General features: G+C 72.7%; 13 protein-coding genes. 4 read left to right on the top strand and 9 right to left on the bottom strand.

Annotation, left to right across the window (positions count from 1 at the left end):
* Positions 1 to 19: 19 nt before the first annotated feature.
* From ACLJQE_RS13730 to ACLJQE_RS13740, 3 genes are all read left to right on the top strand, one after another.
* Complete coding sequence (locus tag ACLJQE_RS13730) at positions 20 to 1,444, top strand: acyl-CoA synthetase (protein ID WP_410639565.1); 1,425 nt, start codon at positions 20 to 22, stop codon at positions 1,442 to 1,444.
* Positions 1,437 to 2,765: a carboxyl transferase domain-containing protein gene (locus ACLJQE_RS13735; RefSeq protein WP_410639566.1), complete on the top strand. Its 1,329-nt coding sequence runs from the start codon at positions 1,437 to 1,439 to the stop codon at positions 2,763 to 2,765. Before ACLJQE_RS13730 ends, ACLJQE_RS13735 begins: the two co-directional genes overlap by 8 nt.
* 96 nt (positions 2,766 to 2,861) lie before the next feature.
* The gene (locus ACLJQE_RS13740) at positions 2,862 to 3,824 is read left to right on the top strand and encodes a serine hydrolase (protein ID WP_410639800.1); all 963 of its coding nucleotides are present in this window, start codon (positions 2,862 to 2,864) and stop codon (positions 3,822 to 3,824) included.
* 33 nt (positions 3,825 to 3,857) lie between these two features.
* Here the strand turns inward: ACLJQE_RS13740 and tsaE are convergent, their stop codons facing one another.
* From tsaE to glmS, 8 genes are read right to left on the bottom strand one after another with little or no spacing between them, the layout of a single operon-like run.
* Positions 3,858 to 4,319, bottom strand: a complete 462-nt coding sequence (tsaE, locus tag ACLJQE_RS13745) for a tRNA (adenosine(37)-N6)-threonylcarbamoyltransferase complex ATPase subunit type 1 TsaE (RefSeq protein ID WP_410639567.1) — start codon at positions 4,317 to 4,319, stop codon at positions 3,858 to 3,860.
* Entirely contained in the window at positions 4,316 to 5,413 is a 1,098-nt protein-coding gene (locus ACLJQE_RS13750; protein ID WP_410639568.1) for an alpha/beta fold hydrolase, read from the bottom strand. The genes tsaE and ACLJQE_RS13750 overlap by 4 nt, the downstream gene beginning before the upstream one ends.
* Entirely contained in the window at positions 5,410 to 6,525 is a 1,116-nt protein-coding gene (alr, locus tag ACLJQE_RS13755; protein WP_410639569.1) for an alanine racemase, read from the bottom strand. The genes ACLJQE_RS13750 and alr overlap by 4 nt, the downstream gene beginning before the upstream one ends.
* A 29-nt stretch (positions 6,526 to 6,554) precedes the next feature.
* Positions 6,555 to 7,646 carry an ABC transporter ATP-binding protein gene (locus ACLJQE_RS13760; protein WP_410639570.1) on the bottom strand — a complete coding sequence of 364 codons (1,092 nt, stop codon included), beginning with the start codon at positions 7,644 to 7,646 and terminating at the stop codon, positions 6,555 to 6,557.
* A gap of 3 nt (positions 7,647 to 7,649) precedes the next feature.
* Positions 7,650 to 9,080, bottom strand: a complete 1,431-nt coding sequence (gene xylB / locus ACLJQE_RS13765; RefSeq protein WP_410639571.1) for a xylulokinase — start codon at positions 9,078 to 9,080, stop codon at positions 7,650 to 7,652.
* The gene (locus ACLJQE_RS13770) at positions 9,070 to 9,903 is read right to left on the bottom strand and encodes a DeoR/GlpR family DNA-binding transcription regulator (protein WP_410639572.1); all 834 of its coding nucleotides are present in this window, start codon (positions 9,901 to 9,903) and stop codon (positions 9,070 to 9,072) included. The genes xylB and ACLJQE_RS13770 overlap by 11 nt, the downstream gene beginning before the upstream one ends.
* A 56-nt stretch (positions 9,904 to 9,959) precedes the next feature.
* On the bottom strand, positions 9,960 to 11,399 hold the full coding sequence (locus tag ACLJQE_RS13775; protein WP_410639573.1) for an NAD(P)H-hydrate dehydratase: 1,440 nt from the start codon (positions 11,397 to 11,399) through the stop codon (positions 9,960 to 9,962).
* Between the two features lie 17 nt (positions 11,400 to 11,416).
* Positions 11,417 to 13,279 carry a glutamine--fructose-6-phosphate transaminase (isomerizing) gene (gene glmS, locus ACLJQE_RS13780; protein WP_410639574.1) on the bottom strand — a complete coding sequence of 621 codons (1,863 nt, stop codon included), beginning with the start codon at positions 13,277 to 13,279 and terminating at the stop codon, positions 11,417 to 11,419.
* A gap of 414 nt (positions 13,280 to 13,693) precedes the next feature.
* Here glmS and ACLJQE_RS13785 point away from each other — a divergent pair, with 414 nt between their 5' ends.
* Positions 13,694 to 14,518, top strand: coding sequence for a dienelactone hydrolase family protein (locus tag ACLJQE_RS13785; RefSeq protein WP_410639575.1), 825 nt, complete (start codon positions 13,694 to 13,696; stop codon positions 14,516 to 14,518).
* 34 nt (positions 14,519 to 14,552) lie between these two features.
* On the opposite strand, the gene ACLJQE_RS13790 is transcribed toward ACLJQE_RS13785, so the two are convergent.
* The gene (locus tag ACLJQE_RS13790; protein WP_410639576.1) at positions 14,553 to 15,026 is read right to left on the bottom strand and encodes a hypothetical protein; all 474 of its coding nucleotides are present in this window, start codon (positions 15,024 to 15,026) and stop codon (positions 14,553 to 14,555) included.
* Between the last annotated feature and the right edge of the window lie 17 nt (positions 15,027 to 15,043).

The following is a 15,043-nucleotide window of genomic DNA, read 5'->3' on the forward strand; positions in this document are numbered from 1 at the left end:
ACACTGGGAGGTCCCCGCGGTGCCCGACCCCTTGTTCCCCACGCTCGTCGCCGGTGCCGCGAAGGAAGCCTTGCGCTTCGGCGACCACACTCTGACCTACGACGACCTCGCCGCCGTTGCCGCCGGTCTCGCCCGCGAGCTGCCACCCGGCCGGGTGGCGGTGTGGGCGACGCCGACCGTGCACACGAGCGTCGCGGTCGTCGCCGCGCTGCTCGCCGGGGTGCCGGCGGTGCCGCTCAACCCGAAGATCGGCGAACGCGAGCTCGCCCACATCCTCGCCGACAGCGAACCGGCGCTCGTCCTGGCCGAGCCCGGCGCCGAGCTGCCCGCCGGGCTCGCGGCCCTGCCGCGCCGCGACATCCCGCTCACCGGCGAGGCCACGGCCATCCCGGCCGAACCGGACGCCGAGTCGCCCGCCCTGATCGTCTACACCTCGGGCACCACCGGCCCGCCGAAGGGCGTCGTGCTCCCCCGCCGGGCGCTCACGACCACACTGGACGCGCTGGAGGACGCCTGGGGCTGGACCGGCGCCGACGTCCTGGTGCACGCGCTTCCCCTGTTCCACGTGCACGGGCTGATCCTCGGCATCCTCGGTCCGCTGCGCCGCGGCGGTTCGGTGCGCCACCTCGGCCGGTTCTCCACCGAGGGTGTCGCACGGGAACTGGCGAACGGCGCCACGATGCTGTTCGGCGTCCCGACGATGTACCACCGGATCGCCGGCGAGGTCGGTGCGGACCCCGCGCTGGCGGCGGCGCTCAAGAGCGCGCGGCTGCTGGTCTCCGGGTCGGCGGCGCTGCCGGTGCACGACCACCAGCGGATCACCGCGGCCACCGGCCAGCAGGTCGTCGAGCGCTACGGCATGACGGAGACGCTGATGAACACCAGCGTCCGCGCGGACGGCGAGCGCAAGCCCGGCACGGTCGGCGTGCCGCTGCACGGCGTCGAACTGCGGCTGGTCGGCGACGCGGGCGAAGTGCTCGAGGACGTCGAAACCGTCGGCGAGATCCAGGTCCGCGGCCCGAACCTGTTCACCGAGTACCTGAACCGGCCGGACGCGACCGCGGCCGCGTTCGACGGTGGCTGGTTCCGCACCGGCGACATGGCGACGCGCGACACCGACGGGTACGTCAAGATCGTCGGGCGCAAGGCGACCGACCTGATCAAGAGCGGTGGCTACAAGATCGGCGCGGGCGAGATCGAGAACGCGCTGATCGAACACCCCGGCGTCGCCGAAGCGGCCGTCACCGGCGAGCCGGACGACGACCTCGGCGAGCGGATCGTCGCGTGGATCGTGCCGACCGGCGAGCCGCCGGACGCCGTCGAGCTCGCCGACCACGTCGCGAAGCTGCTCGCGCCGCACAAGCGCCCGCGGGTCGTGCGGTACCTGGACGCGTTGCCGCGCAACGACATGGGCAAGGTCATGAAGCGGGCGCTCGGTGCCTAGGCTGCCGGCGCGCGAGGTCGTCGGCGCGATCGGAAGCGGTTTCACGGAGTTCCCGACCCCGCTGCGCGAGGAGCCCGCCGACGGCCCGATCGGCTGGCCGGGTTACCGGGAAGCGCGTTCCGCGGCGGAAGAGCGCACCGGCGAGAAGGAGTCGGTCGTCTGCGGGACGGCGAAGATCGGCGACGTCGAAGCCGTGCTGATCGCCTTCGAGTTCGGGTTCCTCGGCGGGTCGCTCGGGCAGCGCACCGGCGACCGGATCGAAGCGGCCTTCGCGCACGCCCGCGACGTAGGGCTGCCGGTGGTGTCGCTGATCGCCACCGGCGGCAGCCGGATGCAGCAGGGCATGCGGGCGTTGATGCAGCTGCAGCGGGTGGCGCGGGCGTCGGCGTTGACGCGTTCGGTGGGCGTCCCGCAGATCTCGGTGCTGCGCGACCCGACGACCGGCGGCGGCTGGGCGACGCTCGGCGCGGGCGCCGACGTCATCCTCGCGCTGCCGGACGCGCAGGTCGGCTTCGCGGGCTCGCGGGTGCGCCCGCCCGGCTCGCCGGAGGCCTACACCGCCGAGGCGCACTTCGGCTGGGGTCAGGTCGACGCCGTCGTGGCCCCCGAGGAACTCGGCGCGACGCTGGAACGGTGGCTGCAGTTGCTGACCGCGCATTCGTCGGCCGCGGCACCGCCGCCTGCCGCGCTGCGGGCCGCTCCCCTGCCCGCGACGGGCTGGGAGGCGGTCCAGGCAGCGCGGTCGCCATCGCGGCCCCGGGCGGCGGAGTACCTCGACGCGTACTTCGACTGGCGGGAAGACATCAGCGGCGACCGCGTCGGCGGCACGGATCCCGGCGTCGCGTGCGGCTTCGGCTGGCGCGACGGGCGGACGATCGCGTACGCGGCCCAGTGCGGCACGGCGGCTTCGCCGTCGGGCTTCCGGACGGCGGCACGTCTCGTGCGGCTGGCGTCCCGCCTGGGCATCCCGGTGCTGACGCTGGTCGACACCCCGGGCGCGGCCAACGACGCGGCGGCGGAGCAGGCGGGCGCGGGCGGGGCGATCGCGGAGATGTTCGAGGCGGTGGCGACGGCCTCGGTCCCGGTGACGACGCTGGTGATCGGCGAAGGCGGCTCGGGCGGCGCACTGGCGTTCGCCGCGGCCGGCTCGACGTGGGTGACGCCGGACGCCTACTTCTCGGTGACGTCACCGGAGGCCGCGGCGGCGATCCTCAAACGCCCGGCCGCGGAGGTGCCGGAGATCGCCAACCAGCTGCACCTGCGGCCACAGGACCTGGTGGACCTCGGCGTCGCCAGGGCCGTCGTGAGCCCGGCTCGGTGATCGACGTCCGATCAGGACTGCTGGGAGAAATGCGGCAGCCATCCGTGGTTGGATCTTGCGATGGGGTATCGACTCAACAGGCGAGCGGCGTTCGGTTTGGGAACCGCTGTCGCCGCTGGAAGCATTCTGGCCGGCTCTCCCGCGTTCGCGCAGGAAGCAGACATCGAGGCCAGCCCGGCCACACCGGAGCGGGCCAGGCAGAAAGTCAAGCGCGTCTACGACGACGCGGCCGCTGAGGCAGGCGGCAGCTGGAACTCCTACATCAGCGTGGCCGGCCAGGTGGCCGTCGACGTGGCGTCCGACGAGATCGTCGAGGCGTACAGCGTCAACAAGGTGGCCGTCGCGGTCGCCTTGATGGACAAGATCGACCGTGGCCTGCTCACCCTGGACCAGCAGGTCCAGGTGCCGGCGAGCATCGTCGTGCCGGGTGGCGACGGCATCATCATCCTGGACAAGGCGTACCCGAGCGCGTTCACGCTGGGGCACGTCCTGTCGCTGTTCCTCACTGTTTCGGATGACACGTGCGTCCGGCTGGTGGGGCTCGTGGTTCCGGCGGCCGAGATCAACGAGATCCTGGTGACCAAGGGCTTTCCCAAAACCCAGGTCACGCCGGTGGCCAACCCGAACCGCTACTTCCTCGGCAAGACCACTCCGCGCGAGACCCACGACCTGCTGAAGGCGCTGCTCGCGGGCACGTTGCTGAGCCCGGCGTCGACGGATTACCTGCTGTCCATCCTGCGGTCGCAGGTCGCGTTCACCGACGGTGTCCGGCGTGAGATGTCGTCCGTCGACCGGGCGAGGATCGCCACGAAGGCGGGCTGGCTGAACGACGGCCGCAACGAGGCGGGAATCATGTTCGACGCCGCGGGTAAGCCGGTGTTGATCTACTCGATGTTCGCGCACGGCCAGGCGAACCCGGAGGACTTCGGGGCCACGCACCCGGTCCGGCAGGCCACCGCGAAGATGGGGCCGAAGTTCCTGCGCGCGGTCGACAAGATCGCGGGCGCCGGCACCAGGGCCTTCCGGGCACCGGCCTACCAGCCGTCCAACGGCGGCTGAGGCCGGCCACAGAGGACAGGACCTGGTGCGGACTTACGCCCGCACCAGGTCCGGAGTGCGGTCGGCCCAGGTGCCGTGCGGCTCCAGGGTGAGCTCGCGGACGTCGTCCTCGCGGCGGTCCAGCCGGACCACCAGGTAGTCGTCAGACAGGCGCTCCGCCGAGCCCTCGCCCCACTCGACCACGATCGCCGAGCGCTCCAGGTCGGTGTCCAGGTCCAGGTCGTCCAGCTGGGACAGGTCGCCGCCTAGGCGGTACGCGTCCACGTGCACCAGCGGCACGCCCGCGGTGCCCGCCGGGTGGACGCGGGCCAGGACGAACGTCGGGGAGCTCACGCGGCCGCCGACGCCGAGGCCGTCCGCGATGCCGCGGGTCAGTGTCGTCTTGCCCGCGCCGAGCGGCCCAGCCAGGAGCACCAGGTCGCCCGCGCGCAGGACGCGGCCGAGCGCCCGCCCGAACTCCATCGTGTCGTCGGGGGTCGGGAACACGAAACTCAACGCTGCCACCACCAGGTTCGCCGGGACGAGGTCACGCCGTCCGCACCGGAACAGCGTTGCAGGAGATCGATCAGATGGCTGTTCACCAGCTCGGGCTGCTCGAGCAGGACCATGTGCCCGGCGCCGCGGACGCGCACCAGCTCGGCGCCGGGCAGCTCGGCCGCGATCCGCTCGGCGTGCGCGAACGGTGTGAACCGGTCCGAATCGCCGCCGATGACCAGCACTTCCGCGTGCTTCAGGCCGGCCAGCGCGGCGTACCGGTTGTGGCTGCCGAGCGTGTCGACGAAGTTGACGAGCCCGCGCACCGGCGTCACTTCCAGCATTTCGAGCATGAAGTCGACGAGCCGCGGCGCGACGTCGCGGCTGCCGAACGCCAGCCGGCGCACGGCCTGCCGCGTCAGCTGGCCGCCCGCCGCGCGGACGAACTCGACCAGCCCCGGCTGCCAGCCGGCCAGCCCGCCGGCGGCGCGCGTCAGCGGGTTGTACTTCGAGAGCAGGGAACGCGGCAACCCGCGTGCCCCGACTTCGCCCGCCGCCGTCGCGATGAAGGCGACCGCGCACACGCGGTCTTCGAACAGCTCGGGGAACTCGGCGGCCAGCTCCATGATGACCATGCCGCCCATCGAGTGCCCCATCAGCACGATGGGCCCCTCCGGCACCACGGACCGCAGCACGCAGTCCAGGTCCCGTGCCAGCTGTTCGATGGTCGACGTCTCGGCCGAAGCCGCGCCGGACAGCCCGTGGCTGCGGTGGTCGAAGTACACCTGCCGCACGCGGGGCAGCCGAAGCGACGCGAGGTCGCGACGCTGGAAATGCCAGCATCGCCGCGAAAGCGCGAAGCCGTGCACTCCCACGACGGTCAGTTCCGGTTCGCCGCCGTCTTCCGGGTCGATCTCCTCGACCGAAAGCGGCGTGCCGTCCTCGGCCGCGACCGTCGAAGTGCGGTCGGGCTTCAGCTCCCCCAGCGGCTCGTCCACGTACGGATCCTCACTGTGCCGCCGCTGCTGCGCGGCGACGATGGCGGCGGCGGCCGTCCCGGTGGCGATGGCCCCGACCCCGCCGGCGATGGCCAGCAGTCGACGTGAAGGTGTCATGAGCGCGCCCCCAGATACCGGCGCCGCACCCGCGGCCGGTACATCGAGGTGACGATTTCGTAGTCGATGGTGCCCAGCTTGTCGGCCCATTCCCGGGCGGTCGGCTCGCCACGGGTCCCCGCGCCGAACAGGACGACCTCGTCGCCGACGGCCGGTTCGTGGTCACTGCAGTCGACCACCAGCTGGTCCATGCAGACCCGCCCGGCGACCGGCCGCCGCTGCCCGCCGAGGAGGACGTCCATCCGGCCGGAAAGGGAACGCGGGACGCCGTCGGCGTACCCGGCCGGCACCAGGGCGAGGTTCGTGTCGCGTGACGCGGTCCAGGTGTGCCCGTAGGACACCGATTCCCCGGCTTCGATGCGCTTGACCAGCGCGACCGCGGACCGGAACGTCATCGCCGGGCGCAGGTCTTCGGCCTGCGGCACCGGGTTGAGCCCGTACATGGCGATACCGGGCCGGACGACGTCGAAGTGCAGGTCGGGCCGGGTGAGCAGGGCCGCGGAGTTCGCCAGGTGCCGCATCGGGTCGAGCCCGGCGGCGCGGGCGGCGTCGTAGGCCTCGGCGAACCGCTTGGCCTGCAGGTCGGTCGCCGGGTGGTCCGGCTCGTCGGCGCACGCGAGGTGGGACCAGATCGCGACGACTTCGACCCGCGGTTCGGCGGCCGCCGCTTCGACCAGTTCGGCCCAGGCGGACGGCGGGCACCCGTTGCGCGAGAGCCCGGTGTCGATTTTGAGGTGCACACGCGCCCGGGTACCCGGTTTCGCGGCGGCCGCGATGCGGCGAAGCTCACCCAGCGAGCCGGTACCCAGGTCGACGTCCGCCTCGACGCCGGCGGCGAAGTCGACGTCCGGGGTGTCCAGCCAGCTGAACAGCCGGGTCCCGAGGCCGGCTTCCCGCAGGGCGAGGGCCTCGCCGAGCGAGCAGGTGCCCAGCCAGGACGCGCCGGCCTCGACCGCGGCGCGCGCCACCGGCAGCGCGCCGTGGCCGTAGGCGTCGGCCTTCACCACGGCCATCACCTGCGAGCCGGGCGCGCGGGCGCCCAGCAGGGTGAGGTTGTGGCGGATCGCGTCGAGGTCGATGTCGACCTGGGCGCGCGGGGAACTGGGAGTCATGACGACTCCCAGTTTCCCATGACCCGAGGTCAGGGCAGGCGTGCCCCGGTCGTGGCGGAGAACACGTGCAGCTCGTCGGGCCGGATCCGCAGGTGGATGGTGTCCCCCATGGCGGGCGGCGTGCGCGGGTCGACGCGGGCGACGACGTTGGACTTCGTGCCTTCGGCGTCGGTCTCGGCGAGCTTGCCGTAGACGTAGGCGTCCGAGCCGAGCTCCTCGACCAGGTCGACCTTGATCGGCACCGAGCTGTCGCCCTCGCTGACCACTTCCAGTGACTCCGGCCGGAAGCCGAGGGTCACCGTGTCGCCGTCGGCCGCCTGGATGACCTCGCGGGTCAGGGGCACGCTGCCGCCGCCCAGCTCCGCGCCGTCCGCCGTCAGCTTCGCGGTGACCAGGTTCATCGCCGGCGAGCCGATGAAGCCCGCGACGAAAGCGTTGGCGGGCCGGTCGTAGAGGGCGCGCGGGGTGTCGCACTGCTGGAGCAGGCCGTCCGACAGCACCGCGACGCGGTCACCCATCGTCATGGCCTCGACCTGGTCGTGCGTGACGTACACCGTCGTGACGCCGAGGCGGCGCTGGAGCGCGGCGATCTGCGTGCGCGTCGACACGCGCAGCTTGGCGTCGAGGTTCGACAGCGGCTCGTCCATCAGGAAGACCTGCGGCTCGCGGACGATCGCGCGGCCCATCGCAACGCGCTGGCGCTGACCACCGGAGAGCGCCTTCGGCTTGCGGTCGAGGTAGTCCACGATGTCGAGCAGCTTCGCGGCCTCGAGGACCTTCTGCTTGATCTCGGACGCGGGGCGGCCGGCGATCTTCAGCGCGAAGCCCATGTTCTGCGCGACCGTCATGTGCGGGTACAGCGCGTAGTTCTGGAACACCATCGCGATGTCGCGCGAGCGCGGCGGCAGCTGCGTGACGTCGCGGTCGCCGATCCAGACGGCGCCGTCGTCGATGTCCTCGAGGCCGGCGAGCATGCGCAGGCTGGTCGACTTGCCGCAGCCGGACGGGCCGACCAGCACGAGGAACTCGCCGTCGGCGATCTCCAGGTCCAGTGCGTCCACAGCGGGGCGCTCCGAACCCGGGTAGCGCCGGGTCGCCTTGTCGTAGGTGATGGAAGCCATCGGTCAGTCCTCTCGGTTCTCTCGCCGGACCCCGTAAGCCGCTTCACGGGCTTCGAGGTGGCGCTGCTGGATCCGGTGGCCCTCGGCGCGCTGCGCCTCGGTCGGCTCGTCCAGCTCGAGCCGAAGCTTCTGGTTCTCCTGCCAGGACGGGGGTTCCGCACTGGCGGCCGCCGCCCACGCCGCCTGCCGCGCCGCGCCGAGCGCGACGTACTCGGCGACTTCGGGCAGCTGCACCGGCACGCCGAACACCAGCGGCGCGACCGCGCGGACGGCCCGCGACTGCGCGCCCCCGCCGATCAGCAGCACGCGCTGGACGTCGAGGCCGTGCGTGCGCACGGCGTCGAGGCCGGCGGCCAGCCCGCAGAGCATGCCCTCGACCGCGCTGCGGGCGAGGTTCTCCGGGGTCATGTTTTCCCTGGTCAGCCCGGCCAGTGAGCCGGTGGCGCCGGGCAGGTTCGGGGTGCGCTCGCCGTCGAGGTACGGCAGGAACGTCAGCCCGCCGGCACCCGGTTCGGCGGCCAGGGCGAGGCGGTCGAACTCGCTGAGCGTCGCGCCGAGCATGACGGCCGTCGAGGTGAGGACGCGGGCGGCGTTGAGGGTGCAGGCGAGCGGCAGGAAGCGGCCGGTCGCGTCGGCGAACCCGGCGACCTCGCCGCTGACGTCGGCCGCGCCGGTCTCGGCGACGCCGAACACGGTGCCGCTGGTGCCGAGCGAGACGACGGCGTCGCCGGGCCGCAGCTCCAGCCCGAGCGCGGCGGCCATGTTGTCCCCCGTGCCGGCGGAGACGAGCACGCCGTCCGGGGTGTGGCCGGCGGTGTCGGCCGGGCCGAGCACGGTGGGGAGCTCCGGAGTCCGGCCGCCGAAGGCGTGGCTCAGCACGTCGAGGCGGTAGGCGTTGTCGGACGGCGAGAAGTAGCCGGTGCCGGAGGCGTCGCCGCGGTCGGTGACCGGGTCGCCGCCGGTGAGCTTCCAGGTCAGCCAGTCGTGCGGCAGCAGCACGCGCGTCACGCGGTCGGCGAGCTCCGGCTCGTGCTCGGCCAGCCAGCGCAGCTTCGTGACGGTGAAGCTGGCGACCGGCACCGAACCGACGGACTTCGCCCAGGCCGACGGCCCGCCCAGCTCGTCGATGAGGTCGAGCGCCGCCTGCGCGGAACGGGTGTCGTTCCAGAGCAGCGCGGGCCGGACCACGTCGTTGTTTTCGTCCAGCGTGACCATGCCGTGCTGCTGGCCGCCGACGCCGATGGCCGTGACGCCGTCGAGCAGGCCGTTCGTGGCTTCCCTGAAGGCGTCCCACCAGGCGGCGGGAGCGACCTCGGTGCCGTCGGGGTGCGGCGCGCGGCCGGTGCGGACGATCTCGCCGGTGCGGGCGTCGCACACGACGACCTTGGTCGACTGCGTGGACGAGTCGATGCCGGCGACCAGTTCAGCTGTCATAGGGCTGCCCCTCTGCGACGTGTTCGACGATCTCGATCGCGGTGCCCGCGTTCAGCGCGGCCTCGATCTCCTCGGTGGGCGTGGCCTGGCCCGTGATCAGCAGGTCGTAGTCGCCGACGTCGCCGTGCGCGTAGGTGGCGGTGCGGCCGAACTTCGAGTGGTCGACGACGAGGACGGTGTGGTTCGCGACCTTCAGCGCGGCCTTCTTGAGCTCGGCGTAGTCGCGGTCGGGGTGGAACAGCCGCCCGACGGCGACGGCGGTGACCGAGACGAACGAGACGTCGGCGCGGATCGAGTCGAGCAGGTTCAGGACCTCGGGGCCGGCACAGGAGTCGTACTCGTGGCTGTAGCGGCCGCCGGCGAGGACGACCTCGACCTTGGGCCCGAGCAGGCGGGCCGCGTGCAGCGAGTTCGTGACGACGGTGAGCGCGTCGATCTCGGCGAGCCGCTTGACCAGCGGGAGGAGGGTGGTGGAGTCGTCGACGAAGACCGTCTGGCCGGGCTGGACGTGGTTCGCGGCAGCCTGGCCGAGGGCTTCCTTCTCACCGTGGTGCAGGGTGTCGCGGAAGCGGGCGGCGCTCTCGATGGTGAGCGCCGGGTAGGCCTCGACCTTGCCGCGCAGCTTGCGCAGGAGCCGGCGTTCGGCCAGGTCGTCGAGGTCGCGGTGCATGGTCATCAGGCTGACCTTGAAGCGCGCGGTGAGATCGTCGATCCGGGCCTCGCCCTGCTCGATGACGTGGTCGAGGATGTCCTGCCGCCGCTGCTCGACGACGGCATCGGACGGCCGGGTCTTCCGGTCTCCGGGTGCTGTGCCGCCGCTCACACGGCATTCTTACCAGATCTGATCCGCGAAGTTAACAAAAAACTCGGTAAGTCTTCTCAGGACGTTAGCGATCGGACCGAGCGGATGGCCTCCGGGATCGCGTGGACCAGGGCGGAGGCCGAGGTCGGGGCGTTCTGGGCCGCGATCGCGCCCGCCAGTGAGTGGACGTGGGCGGCCGCGGCGGCCGCCAGCCACGGGTCCAGGCCGGCCGCGAGCAGGGAGCCGACCAGGCCCGAGAGGACGTCGCCCGAGCCCGCCGTGGCCAGCCACGCGCCGCGCGGGGTGTTCACCGCGACCCGGCCGTCCGGGGCCGCGATCACCGTGCAGTGCCCCTTCAGCAGCACCACGGCGTTGTACTTCTTCGCGGCTTCGCGAGCGGCCGTGACGCGGTCCGGGCCGGGCGCCCGGCCCATCAGCCGCTCGTACTCCCCCGCGTGCGGGGTCAGGACCAGTGGCGTGTCCGGATCGCGGGCGTCGAGGACGTCCGGGGACTTCGCGATGATCGTCGTCGCGTCGGCGTCCGCGCAGACCGGGACGCCCTGGCCGAGCACGTACCGCAGCACGTCGCGGCCCTCCGTGCCCGTGCCGATGCCGGGACCGACCGCCCACGCCTGGACGCGCCCGGCGTCCGCGGCCGTGCCCGTGGCGATGATCTCCGGCCACTGCGAGCGGACGACGTCGGCCGCGTGGCCCGCGTAGCGCACCATGCCCGCCGTCGCGCGAACCGCCGAACCCGCCGCGAGCACCGCCGCGCCCGGGTACGTCGCCGAGCCCGCCGCGATGCCGACGACGCCCTGGCTGTACTTGTCGTCCTCCGGTCCGGGCACCGGCCACGCGGCCGCGACGTCGGCGATGTCGAGCCGCCGCAGGTCGGGGTCGGTCAACTCGAGACCGATGTCGACCAGCACGACCTCGCCGCACCACGACGGAGCCAGCGCGTGCACCGGCTTGAGAGCGCCGAACGTCACCGTGCGGGCCGCCTTCACCGCCGGGCCGTCGACCGCGCCGGTGTCCGGATCGACGCCGCTGGGCAGGTCGACCGCGACGATCGGCGCTTCCACCAGGGAAACCAGCCGCGCGGCGTCGGGCCGCAGCGAGCCGCTGGCGGAGATGCCGACGATCCCGTCGACCACGACGTCGGCCCGGGTGATCCACTGTGGACCGTCCTCGGCGGACACCACGCGGCCGCCGGCCCGCTTCAGCGCTTTGAGCCCGGCGGAGTGCGCCTTCTCGGGCTTGAGCAGGATCGCCGTCACGGCCACTCCGCGACGACGCAGGAACGCCCCGGCCCACAGCGCGTCGCCGCCGTTGTCGCCGGAGCCGACCAGCAGGACGACCCGGCGGCCGGAAACGCCGCCGGAGTGGTCGTCGAGGAAGTCCGCGACCTGCACCGCGAGCCCGAAGGACGCCCGCCGCATCAGCTCGCCGTCGGGCGTGACGGCGAAGAGCCGCCCCTCCGCCTCGCGAATCCGTTCCGTGGTCCAGATTCCCTGCACGGCGGGACCTCCCGCGGTTACTCGACGGTGACGGACTTCGCCAGGTTACGCGGCTTGTCGACGTCGTACCCGCGGGCGCGGGCGATCTCCGCGGCCAGCACCTGCAGCGGCACGGTGGACACCAGCGGCTGCAGCAGCGTCGGCACCGCGGGGACCTCGATGAGCTCGTCGGCGAACGGCCGGACGGTCTCGTCGCCCTCTTCGGCGATGACGATCGTGCGGGCACCGCGTGCCTGGATCTCGCTGATGTTCGACACGAGCTTCGAGTGCAGCACCGCGCGGCCCTTGGGCGACGGCATCACGACGACGACCGGCAGGCCGTCTTCGATCAGCGCGATCGGGCCGTGCTTGAGCTCGCCGGCGGCGAAGCCCTCGGCGTGCATGTACGCGAGTTCCTTGAGCTTCAGCGCGCCTTCGAGGGCGACCGGGAAGCCGACGTGCCTGCCGAGGAACAGGATCGCCTTCGAGTCGGCGATCCGGCGGCCGAGGTCCCGCACCTGGTCCACAGTGGACAGTACCTTCTGGACGGCCGCGGGCATGGCCTCGAGCTCGGCGAACTCACGCGCGACCTCGTCCGGGTACTTCGTGCCGCGGGCCTGCGCCAGCGCCAGGCCGACCAGGTAGTTGGCCGCGATCTGGGCGAGGAACGCCTTGGTCGAGGCCACGCCGATCTCGGGCCCGGCGTGGGTGTAGAGGACGGCGTCGGACTCACGCGGGATCTGCGCGCCGTTGGTGTTGCAGACGGCGAGAACGCGCGCCTTCTGCTCCCGCGCGTGCCGGACGGCTTCGAGCGTGTCCGCCGTCTCGCCGGACTGGGAGACGGCGACGACCAGCGTGTCGCGGTCGAGGACCGGGTCGCGGTAGCGGAACTCCGACGCCAGCTCGACCTCGACCGGCAGCCGCGTCCAGTGCTCGATGGCGTACTTCGCGACCAGGCCCGAGTGGTAGGCCGACCCGCAGGCGACGACGAAGACCTTGTCGACGTCGCGGAGGTCCTGGTCGGAGATGCGCTGCTCGTCGAGGATGATCCGGCCGGACTCGAAGTGCCCGCGCAGCGTGTTGGCCAGCGCCTCGGGCTGCTCCTCGATCTCCTTGAGCATGAAGTACTCGTGGCCGCCCTTCTCGGCGGCGCTGAGGTCCCAGTCCACGGTGAACGGCTTCGCCTGGGCGGCGTCGCCGTGGAAGTCCAGGACGTCGTAGCCCTCGCGGGTGATGACGACGAGCTGGTCCTGCCCGAGCTCGACGGCCTCGCGGGTGTGCTCGATGAAGGCGGCGACGTCGGAGGCGACGAAGTGCTCGCCCTCGCCGACCCCGACCACCAGCGGCGACGACCGGCGCGCGGCCACGATCGTGTCCGGGTGGTCGGCGTGCGTCACGACCAGGGTGAACGCGCCTTCGAGGCGGCGGCAGACGGCGGCGACGCTGGCGGTGAGATCGCCCTTGGTGTCGCCTTCGGTGTACGCGCGGGCCACCAGGTGGGCGGCGGTCTCGGTGTCGGTGTCGCTGGCCATCTCGACGCCGTCGGCTTCGAGCTCGGAGCGGAGGGCGGCGAAGTTTTCGATGATGCCGTTGTGCACGACGGCGACGCGCTGCGAGGCGTCCCGGTGCGGGTGCGAGTTGCGGTCGACGGGCGCGCCGTGGGTGGCCCAGCGGGTGTGCCCCATGCCGGCGGTGCCGCCGAAGTGCTCGCGGCCGACCTCGTCGAGCCGGCCTTCCAGGTTGGCCAGCCGGCCCGCCTTGCGTTCGACGGTCAGCGCACCGGCGCCGTCGAGGACCGCAACACCGGCGGAGTCGTAACCGCGGTACTCCATGCGCCGGAGCCCACCGAGGACGACGTCCAGAGCCGGGCGGTGCCCGACATATCCCACGATTCCACACACGCGCACCAGCCTAACGAGGGATATTCAGCCGGTTGACGGGGTCCGCAAACCGTCCTCGACCTGCACAGACGCACCCACGGTGGTTCGAACCATTGCCACGCACCCGAAGAGTCGGCCCACGCACCCAGAGCGTCGGCCCGCGTACCCAAAGGGTCGGCCCGCGTACCCGGAGCGTCGGCTCACCCGGCACCTCGAGCGCCCCAATGTGGCCTTGGTTGCGTTGAACGCACCGAAGGCCACCTTGGGTGCGTTCAACGCACCGAAGGCCACATTGGGGCGCTGGGGGCCGGGGCGGGCGGGGTGGGGCGAGGTGGGTGGGGCGTGGGTGGGTGGGTGGGTGGGTGGGTTCGAGGGTGGCGGCGCGCCGGGGCGGTGGGCGAGCCGTGGGCCGGGTCGCACAGTAGGGTTCCGGCCATGGCCAGCAAGCCCAAGCAGCTGCTCGCGGAGTTGACGCACCCGGGTCCGCACGAGGTCCTGCGGGGCAACCTCGCCCTCGTCGGGCTGCCCGGCGTGGTCTTCACGCCGCGCGCCGGGCTCGGGTTGCCCGCCGTCGCCTTCGGGCACGGGTGGCTGCAGCCGCCCGATCGGTACCGGGAGCTGCTGCGCCACCTCGCGAGCTGGGGCATCGTCGCCGCCGCGCCTGCCACGCAGCGGGGGCCGCTGCCCTCGCACCGGCTGCTCGCCGCCGACCTGCTGACCACCCTCGACGTCGTGACCACCGTGCGGCTCGGCCCGGACGGCATCAGCGTCGACCCCGGCAAGCTCGGCCTCGCCGGCCACTCGACCGGCGGCGGCTCCGCCGTGCTCGCCGCGGCGCAGGACGCGCGAAGCGAAAGCCCGCGGATCAAGGCCGTCGCCACGATCACCGCGGCCCAGACGCTCCCGCCCGCCTCCGAGTCGGCGAAGGCGATCACCGTTCCCGGCCTGCACCTCGCCGCCGAAGACGACCTGGTCGCACCCGCCGTCGCGCACGCCGAAGCCATCGCCGGCGCCTGGGGCGGTGACGACGTCCAGCTGCGGTTCCTCGGCAAGGCGTCCCACCTCGGCGTCACCGAGGGCAGGCACTGGTCGCAGCTGTTCATGCACGGCAAGCCGCACCGCAGGACCCAGCAGCTCACGCGCGCGCTGTTCACGGCGTTCTTCCTGACCCACCTGACCGGCACCGACAAGTACCGGCCCCTGCTCGAGGCGGACGTCAAGCGCGCCCCCATCGAGCGGGAAGAAGAACCCGCCCACTGACGCGAAAAGGGCCCGGCCGGAGCCGGGCCCTTCCTCAGACCAGCCAGCTGGTGCTGGAGAAGTCGTCATCGTCGTCGGGCTGACGCGCGTGCCGTCCACGCCGCGGCGGCTCGGGCGCCGCGGCCGCCGCCGGCGGCGGTTCCGGCGCCGGTTCCGGGCGTGGCGGGACCGCCACGGCCGGGGTTCCGTAGTTCGGCGTCGGGTAGTTCGTGTAGCCGGTGGCGGCCTCCTCGTCGGCGACGCCGAACTCCATCAGCGACTCGCGGGACTTGTCGGCCAGCGTCTTCTCCGTCGCCCAGCCACCCGCGCTCTGCTTGCGCTTGTTGAGCTCGTCCATGTGCTCGGCGTACTTCTGCGCGGCGGCCAGCTCCTTCTGCATGCCCTCGCGGGCCTGCTGCTGGGCCTCGGCGAGCCGGCGTTCGCGCAGCCCGCGCTGTTCGTCCTGCTCCCGCGCCGCCGCGTCCATCGTGGAGATCGCCGCCCGGTACCGGTCTTCGGCGCTGCTCATCGGCCCTCCTCGGCCCT

The organism is Amycolatopsis sp. lyj-346, assembly GCF_046548975.1.
Lineage (GTDB): Bacteria > Actinomycetota > Actinomycetes > Mycobacteriales > Pseudonocardiaceae > Amycolatopsis.